General features: G+C 58.8%; 14 protein-coding genes and 1 riboswitch. Of the genes, 4 read left to right on the top strand and 10 right to left on the bottom strand.

The window, feature by feature from the left end:
* Positions 1 to 75: 75 nt before the first annotated feature.
* The 7 genes from HMPREF3160_RS06595 to HMPREF3160_RS06565 form a co-directional block, all read right to left on the bottom strand.
* Positions 76 to 1,089, bottom strand: a complete 1,014-nt coding sequence (locus HMPREF3160_RS06595; RefSeq protein WP_070507690.1) for a permease prefix domain 1-containing protein — start codon at positions 1,087 to 1,089, stop codon at positions 76 to 78.
* Entirely contained in the window at positions 1,086 to 1,421 is a 336-nt protein-coding gene (locus HMPREF3160_RS06590) for a PadR family transcriptional regulator (protein ID WP_070507688.1), read from the bottom strand. Before HMPREF3160_RS06590 ends, HMPREF3160_RS06595 begins: the two co-directional genes overlap by 4 nt.
* A 140-nt stretch (positions 1,422 to 1,561) precedes the next feature.
* On the bottom strand, positions 1,562 to 2,500 hold the full coding sequence (locus tag HMPREF3160_RS06585) for a DUF4031 domain-containing protein (RefSeq protein ID WP_035754855.1): 939 nt from the start codon (positions 2,498 to 2,500) through the stop codon (positions 1,562 to 1,564).
* Between the two features lie 75 nt (positions 2,501 to 2,575).
* Positions 2,576 to 2,866, bottom strand: a complete 291-nt coding sequence (locus HMPREF3160_RS06580; protein ID WP_035754858.1) for a WXG100 family type VII secretion target — start codon at positions 2,864 to 2,866, stop codon at positions 2,576 to 2,578.
* 212 nt (positions 2,867 to 3,078) lie between these two features.
* Positions 3,079 to 4,704, bottom strand: coding sequence for a sensor histidine kinase (locus HMPREF3160_RS06575; RefSeq protein WP_310245563.1), 1,626 nt, complete (start codon positions 4,702 to 4,704; stop codon positions 3,079 to 3,081).
* 11 nt (positions 4,705 to 4,715) lie between these two features.
* Positions 4,716 to 5,423: a response regulator transcription factor gene (locus tag HMPREF3160_RS06570; protein WP_035754860.1), complete on the bottom strand. Its 708-nt coding sequence runs from the start codon at positions 5,421 to 5,423 to the stop codon at positions 4,716 to 4,718.
* Positions 5,424 to 5,564: 141 nt separating this feature from the next.
* A complete protein-coding gene (locus HMPREF3160_RS06565) occupies positions 5,565 to 5,936 on the bottom strand; it encodes a hypothetical protein (RefSeq protein ID WP_035754862.1) in 372 nt (123 codons plus the stop codon).
* 98 nt (positions 5,937 to 6,034) lie between these two features.
* Between HMPREF3160_RS06565 and HMPREF3160_RS06560 the strand changes: the two genes are divergently transcribed.
* Positions 6,035 to 6,670, top strand: a complete 636-nt coding sequence (locus tag HMPREF3160_RS06560) for a DUF3027 domain-containing protein (RefSeq protein WP_070507684.1) — start codon at positions 6,035 to 6,037, stop codon at positions 6,668 to 6,670.
* Positions 6,671 to 6,803: 133 nt separating this feature from the next.
* Here the strand turns inward: HMPREF3160_RS06560 and serC are convergent, their stop codons facing one another.
* Positions 6,804 to 7,889 (bottom strand): phosphoserine transaminase, encoded by a 1,086-nt coding sequence (gene serC / locus HMPREF3160_RS06555; protein WP_218078861.1) that lies wholly within the window; start codon positions 7,887 to 7,889, stop codon positions 6,804 to 6,806.
* A gap of 154 nt (positions 7,890 to 8,043) precedes the next feature.
* Positions 8,044 to 8,406 (bottom strand): hypothetical protein, encoded by a 363-nt coding sequence (locus tag HMPREF3160_RS06550; RefSeq protein WP_035754866.1) that lies wholly within the window; start codon positions 8,404 to 8,406, stop codon positions 8,044 to 8,046.
* Between the two features lie 223 nt (positions 8,407 to 8,629).
* Between HMPREF3160_RS06550 and HMPREF3160_RS06545 the strand changes: the two genes are divergently transcribed.
* From HMPREF3160_RS06545 to HMPREF3160_RS06535, 3 genes are all read left to right on the top strand, one after another.
* Entirely contained in the window at positions 8,630 to 9,304 is a 675-nt protein-coding gene (locus tag HMPREF3160_RS06545) for a metal-dependent transcriptional regulator (protein WP_035754968.1), read from the top strand.
* 304 nt (positions 9,305 to 9,608) lie between these two features.
* Entirely contained in the window at positions 9,609 to 10,661 is a 1,053-nt protein-coding gene (locus tag HMPREF3160_RS06540; RefSeq protein ID WP_176744714.1) for a M23 family metallopeptidase, read from the top strand.
* A 127-nt stretch (positions 10,662 to 10,788) separates the two neighbouring features.
* Positions 10,789 to 10,932: riboswitch (cyclic di-AMP (ydaO/yuaA leader) on the top strand.
* A gap of 6 nt (positions 10,933 to 10,938) precedes the next feature.
* Entirely contained in the window at positions 10,939 to 11,874 is a 936-nt protein-coding gene (locus HMPREF3160_RS06535) for a C40 family peptidase (RefSeq protein WP_035754868.1), read from the top strand.
* A 176-nt stretch (positions 11,875 to 12,050) separates the two neighbouring features.
* Here HMPREF3160_RS06535 and HMPREF3160_RS06530 read toward each other — a convergent pair whose 3' ends face one another.
* Positions 12,051 to 12,503 (bottom strand): NUDIX hydrolase, encoded by a 453-nt coding sequence (locus tag HMPREF3160_RS06530; RefSeq protein WP_232219245.1) that lies wholly within the window; start codon positions 12,501 to 12,503, stop codon positions 12,051 to 12,053.
* Between the last annotated feature and the right edge of the window lies 1 nt (position 12,504).

Raw genomic sequence — 12,504 nt, 5'->3', positions numbered from 1 at the left:
AGTTCCTAGAACGGGGCAACCTACAGAACACAGTTGAGGCCCCGAACACGAAGCGTGTTCGGGGCCTCAACTGTTTCACCTTGGCTCTACGTTCACCTCTGCTCTAGAAGAGATGAGCGCGGCGATCAGCCCGAACAGGACACCTGCGATAGGCCAGATCACCCAAGCCGTGCTCCACGCGTCGAACGCGAACGCCCACACAAGGAAGACCAAAGTGGCAAAGCACCAGTAAGGGCCGGCGATCCGGTCGATCTTGCGGCGGGCCTCCAACTTCTCCGGCGCGTAGTCGCGCGTTGAGGTCAACTGGTTATAGGCGCTACGTTCAATCCCGCCGATAGTCAGGAAGCCAACACCAATACCAGTGAGTGGGAAGAGGATCATCAAACCGACCTGATGGAAGCGTTCAGGGGTTGTTGAAGCATCGGCTTCCGCGCCGCAAATAGCCATTGCAGCTACCGCCAGAATGATGAGCGCCACGCCAGCGCCCATCAAGAAGCTAGTGCGCGTTGAACGTTGCTTCTTCTCTCTTTCGTATGCGAGCAGAACATTCGGTTCAAGATCAACTGAGTCGAACTCGTTGAGACTGACTCCATTACGGGAAGAGCCAGATACGAAGAACAGGGCAACACCGATCGCCACGGAAACGAACAGGCCAGCCAAACCGACAGACAGTGGAGATAACGGGCCGGTATTCGTGAAGAACGCACCGCGCGGTGAATCATTGGCTATGCCGAACGTAGCGATGAAACCGCACCCCAGCAGGATGAGGAAGACCCCTACCGCGACGAAGCGAGCGGTGCGGCGGCGCTGACGCAAGAAGTTCTCAGCGTCCACTTTCGAAAGGTGTACCGAAGATTCTCGGGAGGTTTCGAATTCGGTGCGGATCCCCAGCTCATCAGCGAGTTCGTCCAGGTTGCCGAACTGTGTGATGACCTTACCCACGGCTTCGTTGTCGCTTGCCCCGGACGCGCGGAGCTCGCTGTAGCGGTCTTCGCACATCTGTAGCAGTTCGGATCGGGCCCGCCTGACCTCACGGGAATCAGGCAGTGCATTGAACATGTTTTCGATGTAGCTCTGGATTGCGTTCATGATAGCTCCTCATTCCTGATGAAAAGACTGACTATCTCGACGGTGGCAAGCCACTCTTGGCACCGTGCCAGATAAAAGCTGCGGCCATCGTCGGTGATTCGGTAGTAGGTGCGGGGGCGGCCGGTCTCCGAGGCCCCTTTGAAGGATTCGAGAGAACCTGCGTTCTCTAGCCTGCGCATGGCCGAATACAGCGTGGTCTCCTTGATGCTGTAGCGCCCGGCTGCCCGGTTTTCGATGTGCTTGGATATCGCGTATCCGTATGAAGGTTCATCCCAGACGCATTCGAGAACAAGAATGTCGATCACGCCGCGGATGACATCTCCGCTGATCATGTCATCTCCGTTCCTCGTGTCTGATGTCTCACATCTGATCCTACACGTGACGTACTATGTCTGCCATAGTATGAGGGGTAAATTTTAGGGCGGACCAAGGAAAAGTCTCCTGATCCGCCCTCGTTGCGGTAGCGGTCTAGCTAATGATGGATGTTCAAGCGGGCCAGCTCTCCAGCGATATTAGACCTTGCTTTAGCTTCCCAGTTCTGTACCGCGAAATCCGTGATGTAGAGCTGCGGTGTTGCCAGCATTCCCTTCAAAATACGGGTTCGTCCCGCAACGAAATCCTCGTCAGGAACGTGCGCGTATTCGTTGCGGACATCCAAAACATAGCGCTGATAACCGGCGTGGGGGCGCGCCAGAACAGACAAATCCGCATCCAGCAACACGCTCACTCCTGCATCAACCTCGCCCCGCCCCTGAACTGCCTCCCGAGCGTAAGCGGCGTGATCAGCGGTTGCCAGGATCGCGCGATAAACACGGTGCACAACATCATGCTCCACGACACCCTGGAGCTGTTGAGCCGCTAATTCGGCTGATGCGTGTTCGTCCTCGCCAGGTTTGCCCTCGTAGACCGCGTCATGCCACCACGCGGCCAAACGCGCGGTACGCACGGCGGTTCGGCCACCGTGCATATCATCCATACCGGAAGATGTTGCGATCGTGTTGATGCTGGCGAGCACCTGATTCAAATGCCGCAGGTCGTGATAGCGGCGGTGCGGTTCCTTCCACCGCTCAAGCAACCCACGGCACAACCCTGCCTGCCCCGGCAACAGGCGCTCGAATTCGCTCGCCAGGCGGGTTTCAATACGCTCGATGCGATCACGTGCTGGAACGCGCAAGCCTGAGTCCCGCAACCTCCTAGTCAGCTCAGCAGCTGAGACTGGGACCGCGCCCAGTGCGATGAGGGATTCATAGACTCGCAGTGGGACGTCGTAATGGTCATGGTCGAAAGCCTGCTGAGGAAGACCCGCGCGCTGCGCAAACGCGTGAAGCTCCTCCAAAGACGTATCTGACACCACATGTGAAAAGTGGGTTCCGTGGGCCGGCCACACGGGAGGATCAATCAGAATCGTCATGCACCCCAGCCTAGAGGGCGCCGCCCGAGGTTGGCGGCACCACCGCGGCCGGGATACCTTCAGCGTGATGCAAGGCTACTGAGCGAACAGGCTCATGTTCGCCTGCTCAACCTGGTCATACTGTTCAGACGCACGCGTGAGAGCAGCGGAAATCTGAGACAGTGACTCTTCAACGCGGGCCTGGGTGGCCCGCCACTGCGCAACGATGTTTTGAAAGTTAGCGGACGCCGAACCGCTCCACGTGCCCTGCAGTTCAGTGAGCGAAGCACGCATGCTATCGACCTCAGCACGTACACGTTCCGCGGTAGCCAAAACAGCTGCCGACTTCTGCCGCATGAGTCCAGTATCGGTTGCGAACATTGCCATGGTGAAAACCTCCACAAATTGGAATGGTGTTGATTCAGGTCCGTTCTTGGCCCTGGTCACCACGTTATGAAAACACCGACTCGACTCGGTCGCATCACCAAAAGATGTGGACAAGTACGGGAGTCTGAGCCCCTGTGAATAACGGGACGGCGCAGTTGGCGCTTCTGCAACCCTCACCCCGCTGCAACCCTCACACTACTGTTCCGAAGCTTCTAACTCTCTGGGGGAGGTGGCGGCATCAAGCGACCAGAAACCCCAGGCACGGCGTCGTTGCCGCTGTCATCCGGTCGGTCGCTGTCACCCAGGTTGCCGGTGTCACCCAGGTTGCCGCTGTCGTCGTCAGTGTCGTCATCGCTGTCGTCGTAGCTGTCTTCCATCTCTGAAAGCTCAATCCTCGGCAAGCGCAACTCGAGTGTGGCCCCACCACCGGGGGTATCAGTGATCACGACGCTGCCGTCGTGCTGTTTAGCGATCGCCGCAACAATCGCCAGGCCCAGACCGGTGCCTCCGGTCTCACGGTCACGTGACTCATCACCCCGATAGAACCGCTCAAAAATACGGTGCGCATCCTCCGGCTTAATACCTGGGCCATGATCCACGATCGCAAGAACCACGACGTCATGCCCCTCAACCACCGAACGGGAACCCACTGCAACCTCAATCGGGGAGCCCTCCGGCGTATACCGCATCGCGTTCGTCATGAGGTTCACCAAAACCTGACGCAGCTTCGCCTCATCTCCGCGCGTCGGCGCAGAAACAGGAGGCTCGCCATCGATCCCTACCAAACTGATGGTCCGATCAGGTGCGCTCACGCGGGCATCAGCCACCGCATCGTGCGCAAGAATCAGCAAATCTACTTCCTGCGATTCCAGCGGGCGTTCTTCATCCAGGCGAGCCAGCGTCAACAAGTCCTCAACCAACTGAGTCATCCGCTTAGCTTCAGACTCGACCCGGCCCATCGCCTGATCCAACGGCTCACCAACAGGGATGCCGCCGTGACGATACAGTTCCGAATAGCCGCGGATCGTCACCAACGGCGTTCGTAACTCGTGCGAGGCGTCCTGGATGAAGCGCCGCATCTTCTCCTCGGAAACCTGCTGTGCCTTGAACGCGGACTCAATCCGGGACAACATGACGTTCAAAGACTCCGAAAGGCTACCGACTTCGGTCTCCAGCGGGTACTTGGGCACACGCAATGACAAGTCACCGCCAGCGATCTTCGCGGCGGTCCGCTCAACATCGGACAACGGCTTGAAGGCCCGCGTTGTGATGACGTAGCCCACCAGCGACATCACCATGGTCGCGAGCGTGCCAGCAACCAAGATTGAGGCCGTCGCCTGCTCAACCGTGCGCACTGTATCCCGTAACGGCCACGCAATCACCATGGTGCCTGGACGGTCCGAACGCATCACGGCTTTGACACGCCAACCACGCGAGGTCGGGTCGGTGCCAGCCACCGTGAAAGGGCGCCGGTCATGCTCATATACAACTTCAGCGGTGACCGAGGGGAGCGCTGGCTGATCCACCGTCCCGACACCCTTCGTCAGAACAGCCTCGCCGTTCTCGTCATACAGCTGACCAAAGAACGTCAACGCGTTCGGTGAAGTACCCGTCACCCGGTCCGAACCTGTACGTAACGCAACCTCGAGGCCCGTCTGCAGCTCACCTATGTTGGTTGCTAAGTCACGGTCCACCCGCTCCATCAACGCCGCTTGGGTTGTCTGCGCGGTGCCCCACGCCGTCACAGCGATGCCGGCCATCATGAGGCCAGCCATCATCGCAACGAGCTTAGACCGAAGCGAAATGCGGCGAAGAGTACGGCGAAACCAGTCCAGCAAAGAGGTAGAACCTATCGCTTTTCAGGGGTGCGCAACAAATAGCCGACACCCCGCTTGGTGTGAATCAGTGGCTCCCAATCATGCGGAGCATCCACCTTGCGGCGTAGATATGAAATATAGGATTCGACGATCGAGGCGTCACCGTTGAAGTCGTACTCCCATACGTGATCCAGAATCTGGGCTTTCGAAAGCACACGGTTCGGGTTCATCATGAGATAACGCAACAGCTTGAACTCGGTAGGGGAGAGGTCGATGGTCTCGCCACGGCGGCGAACCTCGTGCGCGTCATCATCAAGCTCAAGATCAGCCACCCTTAGGATCTCGTTCTCCATCTCAGGCTGGGTACGGCGCAACACGGCACGGATGCGGGCAACTACCTCATCCAGCGAGAACGGTTTGGTCACGTAGTCGTCACCACCGACCGTGAGCCCCGTGACTTTATCGCTCGTGTCATCACGCGCCGTCAAAAACACGACAGGGAAGTGCCGGCCTGTTTCACGTAGGCGACGCGTCACCTCGAAGCCATCAAGGTCAGGCAACATGACGTCCATGACCGCAAGGTCAGGTTCCTCGCGCTCTACCGCGGCGAGAGCCTCCTGGCCGGTGCCCGCCGCAACCACGTCAAAACCAGCGAAACGCAATGAGGTAGCAAGGAGCTCACGAATGTTTGGCTCGTCATCAACAACGAGCAACTTAGCTTCAGATGCGTTGGGTTTCATGGGCTTATTATGGCGCCGGAAGCTGGATGTTTGCTGAACGGTAGCAGGACGCCAGCCAGATGCTTGCTGGATGAAGAAGTGACCGCGTTAGGAATGCTGCAAGGAGTGAAGCGCGGCCGATGCTAGGGCGCTAGCGCATCGTTATTCTTCAGGATGTGAGTGCGCAACGCGGCGGTTCGCGCGGGAGCGTTCAACGGCACCCCACACAATCAGGATCATGACGCCAGCGAAAGCGGTAGGCAGGCCCCATAAACCAACCGCAGTGAAGTAACGGCCAAAGCCAAGACCTAAGAAGTAGTCGACCAAGATGCCGAGCAGAGCGAACAAGCTGACCACGCCGGCGATCGCCGTCATAACTAGGACGGCCGTCCACACTGGGCGGCTCGCTGTCTTCACATCGGCGGCTTGTTCGGGGGAATCCAGCGGTGCCTGAGCGTCCTCGGTGAATACTTCACCTGCGCCCTCGGCGGGGCTTTCGTGGCTAGAGTCTTGGCCAAAATTCTGCTGCGTCATCAGTGCAATGGTAGCGCTAAACGATGTCGTAGGCTTAAAAGTCAAGAACGTTGTGCACACGCGGCCATCCGGATCCCGTGTGACGCTAAGGAGGAAACGTGGCCCGTAAACCGAAACTCGATTCGGTGCTGGCGGAAGCCAAAACGCAGGCCCGCGACGCGTTGCTTGAACACGAGCCTGAAACGGTTGTGGGCGAACACCTGGAGGCGGTCGCGGAAGATTCCCGCGTGGTGACCCACTATTTTGAATGCATCCAGGACGGCTATGTGGGTTGGCGTTGGTATGTGACGTTGACCCGCCCACCCCGCGGGAAGACCCCCACCGTCAATGAGTCTGGCTTGGTTCCTGGCGACGGGGCTCTTTTGGCGCCGGATTGGGTTCCGTGGGAAGAACGGATGCGCGCGTATAAAGAGGAGCAAGCCGCTAAGAGGGAAGCCGAAGAGGCTGAAGAGCAAACGCGACACGGGGCTGAGGCCGATGAAGGCGCCAGCGAAACTGGAGACGACGCGGATGATGCTCCACGCCGCGCACACAGTGATGTGGCCGATGCGGAAGTTGAGGCAGAAGAAGACTCAGCTGCTGAAGACGCGACCGGCGATGCGGACGTTGAAGAAGACCTTACGGGCAAGGCAGCCGGTGGTGCTCCAGGGAACCGTGCGGCTCGTCGCGAAGCGTTGCAGCGTCGTCGCCGGCGCCGTCGCCGCCGTGGCCACCGGAGCAACAAGAAAAGCTAGGCACCAGGTTTTCGGTACCCGTGAACGGTAACGCGGGACACTGAACCAATAGCTGCAGTGTTAAACGTTGTTGGGGCGAGGAAGATCCTCGCCCCAACAACGTTTAAATCCTAAAAAGGTTAGCTACCTCGGGTTAGCGGTTCTCCAGGATGAAGTCGATGGCTCGGGTGAGCTTACGGACATCCTCTGGCTCAACGTTGACGAACGTAGCGATACGCAGCTGGTTGCGTCCCAGCTTGCGGTACGGTTCCGTGTCAACAATGCCGTTGGCGCGCAGAGCCTTAGCGAGCCAGGCTGCGTCGACAGAATCATCGAAGTCGATGGTGCAGATCACCTGCGAACGGTCCTGAGCCCGTTCAACGAACGCGTTCGCGAGGCTGTGGGAATCAGCCCAGTCGTAGATGATCTGGCTTGACTCAGCGGTGCGGGCCGTAGCCCAATCCAAGCCGCCGTTCTCATTCATCCACTTCAGCTGAGCATCGAAAGACACCAACGTTGGAAGCGAAGGCGTGTTATAGGTCTGGTTCTTCGCCGAGTTATCCACGGCCGTCTTGAGGTTCAGGAACGCGGGAACCCAACGGCCAGACTCAGCGATCCGCTCCACACGATCGAGCGCGCGGGGCGACATGATCGCAACCCACAGGCCGCCATCGGAACCGAAGTTCTTCTGCAGCGAGAAGTAGTAGACGTCAGTTTCCTTGACATCCACCGGCAAGCCACCGGCCGCGGACGTGCCATCAACAAGCAGCAGCGCGTCCTCTGAGATCCCTGCCGGACGCTTCACTCCAGCCGCGGCACCAGTTGAGGTTTCGTTATGAGGCCACGCGTACACATCGGCGTCCGAGGCCTGAGCCTCCGGGACCGTACCGGGCTCCGACTCGATCACCTCAGAATCCTCCAGGAACGGCGCCGCCTGGGTAGCGGAAGCGAACTTGCCACCGAACTCCCCGAACACCAAATGCTGGGCCTTACGCTCAACCAAACCGAACACGGCGGCATCCCAAAACGCGGTAGCGCCACCGAGCCCCAACACCACCTGGTAGCCCTCAGGGATAGAGAAGAGCTGCGCGACACCCTCCTGGACCGACTTCACAAGGTTCTTCACCGGCGCCTGCCGGTGCGACGTCCCCAATAGGTCCTTATGATCAACAATGGCCTGAACCTGAGCATCACGCACCTTGGACGGGCCAGCGCCGAAACGGCCATCAACAGGAATCATGTCTGCAGGGATGCGGGGAAACTCGCTCACTCATACTCCTAGCTCGGGAACGTCAGTTTCGATTGGCAGCCGAAACCGTGTTCCTTCAGTCTCTCGCATCCCAGCTGGATTCCCCGGGTTCTGGTCAGCTTTATGACTCAGGCCGCTTCATGTCTCAGGCAGGTTGATCAGCGCCCGATGCGGTGTCCGGCTTGGTGACTTTATGTACAACAGCTAAAAGACCCCATAGCCCAGCGCTGAGGATTCCCAGGGTTGCTGTGGCCCAGTGAGGGACAGTCTCAGCGGCTGTGAGGACAAAACCAACCGCCAGCACCGAAAACACGGACGCGGCAACACCCACGGCAAAACCTCGTGTGGGGGAGTTGCGGGCAACCTCCGCTATGGCGAAGACTCCCGCCAACACTGCGCCGGCGGCGGCCGCCACGGCCACTAAAGGCAAGCCGTTCGCTCCAGTGAAAATGGAACCGAAAGCACAGCAGGCAGCGATGAAGATTTTCAGTCCGGTCGAATATTCCATCTCTTTCTCCACCTCCACACTGGGTTTAGTTCATTTAACGACATCGGAAACGAAAACGAAAGCACTGCTGGGAAGCGGAAACGGACTAGGGTTTAATACATGAGAGCCCCGCGGGGCCTGGTGGCGGGTTGGAGACGCTCACCATTGCCTGTGAGGTAACGCCACCACATGCGTGTGGGCAAACGTGTGTGGTGGGCTAATGCATAAGGAGCAGTTGCACGGCATGTCTGAACTCATCGATACAACAGAGATGTATCTGCGCACGGTTTTGGAACTTCAAGAAGAAGGCATCCCACCCATGCGTGCGCGCATCGCTGAACGTTTAGGCCACTCCGGCCCGACTGTGTCCCAAACCGTTGCCCGCATGGAACGCGACGGCCTCCTACTGCTGGACGAGCACCGGCATCTCACCTTCACCCCACTGGGCCGCGAACGCGCGATCTCCGTGATGCGTAAACACCGGCTCGCCGAACGGCTGTTAGCTGACGTGATCGGCCTTGACTGGGAATTCGTGCATGAAGAAGCGTGCCGTTGGGAGCACGTCATGAGTGACCGTGTGGAAGAACGCATCGCAGAAATCCTCGATGACCCATCCGTTTCCCCATACGGAATCCGCATCCCAGAAGCAACAGATCAAGGCGAGCCGCACATCTCAGGGACCAACCTGGAGAAAGCCGTCGCAGACTCCGGCACATATAAAGGGGAGGTCCTGGCGCTCGCCGAAACCCTCCAAGTTGACCCGGTCCTACTGGGACAACTGCGTGACGGCGGCATCAAACCGCAAGCACGCATCAGCGCAGACACCAAAGAGGATTACATTGTGGTGCGCGTCGATGGCGTGGAAGGTGCTTTAGAGCTTCCACCGGAAGTTTCAGCACACATTTTCGTAGCACAGTAGCTTCACAGCTCGCTGCTATAACGGCCGGGTAACGTCACACTTAATACTTCGGGTGATACCGGTCTGCTGGTGGCGAAGCGCTTGCATAAGCGTGGTCTAAATCGGCGCAGGCTTCCCGCTTTGTTATCAAATTGTAACTTTTGCCGAAAATCGTTACGATGATGAGCCAGGGGGAAGTCCTAAATTCACCCCCGCAAACCTCCTCAAGGGAAAAGGTGAGTGCTGCATGCATCAGCAGGCCATGCTGACGCCGACCAGGCGCCGGGCGCGCCGCGCAGCGATACCGGTTAAAAAAGCGCCCATCATGAAATCAAACGAGGCGCGCCGCTTCACAGGCTCGTCCCGCTACGGGTTCACCCCAAAGAGAGCCGCGCTGGAAGCATTCGAAGCGCGCGCACTGCAAGCCATGTTCGACGCTGAGGCGGAAGCTCCGCGCCCCGTCCGCGCCATGGCAGTCACCCGGGTGCACAGCACTCCCGCGCGGAACAGCAGCACGCCAACGCGCACTACTTCAGGCGCGCCAAAGCGCGTTACGCCAAGCACGCCAGAACGCGTCGCGCCTGGGCATCTCGCACGGCCCCGCGGCGCAGTACCTGCTGCATCGAACATCCGCGACTTTGAACCCCGCAGCGCACGCCGCTCTAAGAACGCACGCGCAGCCCGCAAGCTGAACGACTACAGCGGCGCAATCGGCAACATTCCGCAACGCGCCGCAGTGGCCGCAGCGTCCGCCGGCCTGGTCGCACTGTTGGTTATGCCAAACCACAGCGCACAGAAGAACAGTGAACTCAGCGTAGAGCGAACAGCGCAAACGCTTCCAAAGGTCGGTGACGTCACCGCACCGACCGTGCCGCAGACCTTCGCGCACGTACAGGCTCAGGCCGTGGCTCCGGAGACCCTGGCGGAAATCCTTGAAGCTGCCGGTGGTGCCAGCAACCTGACCACCGAACAGCGGCAGGGACTCTTGTCCCACCCTGTCAACCCAGTCCGCATCACGTCGCCATTCGGTAACCGCCCGGACCCATGGGGTAGCGGCCGCATCGTTGGCCACGTAGGTCAGGACTATGCGACCAGCTGCGGCCAGCCGGTATATGCAACCGGACCGGGAACCGTGGTTCAGGCTGAATCTGCAGGCCACTCTGGCATGCGCGTAACGATTGATCACGGTTACGGCCTTGAAACGGCGTACAGCCACAACACTTCCTTCAAGGTGAAGGTAGGCGACAAGGTGGATACCGGCGATGTGATCGCATTGGCCGGCAGCACAGGCAACTCAACGGCTTGCCACGTGCACTACGAAGTCATTGTCGACGGAGAATTCACTAACCCAGCCAGCTGGGTTGGCAGGCCAGAATAGGGCTCTTGTAGCCCTGTGATCACAAACCCGTGATCAAAATGTGACAATTCAATAACGATGCAGTATTGTTATGAAAGTCGGGTAGAGACATCGACTCGACAACAGCTCGGAGCCGAACACTGCCCCGGGCTTAAGCAAACCGAACACTCATAGGCAGTGGCGGGGGAACCAAACTTTGGGGCTAAGACGCTCCTAGGGGTAAAGCGGGAAACCGCCGAGAGACTCCCTCTCGAACCCGACAGCTCACTCCGCAGGCACAGGGAGAGGTAATTTAGAAGTGACCAAGCGTATTGACAAGGGACGCCACCGCGCGGCCGTATCCGCTAGCTCATTCGAGGTTCTTAGCCGTGCAGTTGCGTCCAACGCAGGTGCAATGGGTCGCCAGGCAGCAGTCGTTGCTGCAGCGAGCGGTCTCGTTGTAACCCTCGGCGTAACCGGCGCGAACGCCAGCAAGCAGGACGAAGCAGCAGCAACCCCTGAAGCGAACAAGACCCTCAACATCGAGCGCACCTCGGCTGTCAAGCCAGCTGACGTCGCTGCGGTCAAGGCACAGGGCAAGTCTGCTCCAGTCGCAACTGTCAAGGTAAAGGCAACCCCAGCCCCAGTTGTTGAGGAAGAAGCCCCAAGCACCGAAGAGACTCAGTCCTCGGCTAGCCAGGCCAACAACACTCAGGATTCGGCAAACCAGTCCCGTAACAGCCAGGCTGCATCCAACCAGACCTCGGCATCCCAGACTCGCGACGAGAACGGCCTGACTGAAGCTGACTACGCGGCACAGACCACCGCCAACGGCAGCACCGCAGCTCCAGCCGCACCAGCTCCTGCACCTAAGGCCACCAAGGCAGACGACTCGACCCCGAAGCCTTCCTCCGGCATCGCAGCAACCGCACTTTCCTACCAGGGTGCGCCATACGTTTGGGGCGGCAACACCCCAGCTGGCTGGGACTGCTCCGGCTTTGTCCGCTACGTCTACGCACAGCACGGCATCAACCTGCAGGGCCGCTCGACCCACGCGATGCTCGCATCCGGTCAGCTCAAGCGCGTATCCAACCCGCAGCCGGGCGACCTCGTATTCCAGAACGGCAACAACCACGTTGCTATCTACATCGGTAACGGCAAGGTCATCGGCGCCCAGAACCCTAAGGTTGGCACCGTGATTCGCCCAGCTAACTCGCCATACGGCCCACTCAGCGGCTACTACCGCGTAGGCTAAGAGGCTCAAGCTGAACGGCCCACGAAGCTATAACAGCGAAGGCCGTAACAATACCTAAACGAGAAGGGGCGGAACCTGAAAAAGGTTCCGTCCCTTCCGGCGTTTAAACCAAAAATCTAGGCGCTGCCCTCAACCGACGTTCACGTGCATCGAAGGTGAAGGTGGAGGGCTCGTCCCTAGCTGTTAACAATCCGTGGAAGAACATGCTCACGCAAAAGAGGAGCAATGCTCATATCTTCAAGCGCTTCGGCCGGATCCCGCCACGCGATCTCCGCGAGCTCCGCATCCGCACACACCGAGCCATCGACATCTTCGACATAATCAACATCAAACAAATAAGCTATCAATGGAGTATTTGCTTCATTCGCGGCCCAGCCTTGCCACACACCCCGGTGTGTAAACCTAGACTGGGGGAGGAACAAGCCGATCTCTTCGCTCAGCTCCCTAACTGCAGCCTCAACAGGTTGCTCGCCGGGTTCAGGCTTACCGCCAGGCTGCATCCACTTAGACGTACCCTTTTTACGAACTAAAAGGATCCGCCCGGACGTGTCAAGTACCCGGACGGCTGAAACAGTGATTGGCTTGTTAATAGAATCTTGATGTGTCGATGTCATATGAGTCGATGCCATG

The sequence above is a fragment of the Arthrobacter sp. HMSC06H05 genome (assembly GCF_001807395.1).
Taxonomy (GTDB): Bacteria; Actinomycetota; Actinomycetes; order Actinomycetales; family Micrococcaceae; genus Pseudoglutamicibacter; species Pseudoglutamicibacter albus.
Note: the sequence above shows the minus strand (reverse complement) of the source record. Positions and strands in the feature narration are given on the sequence as shown.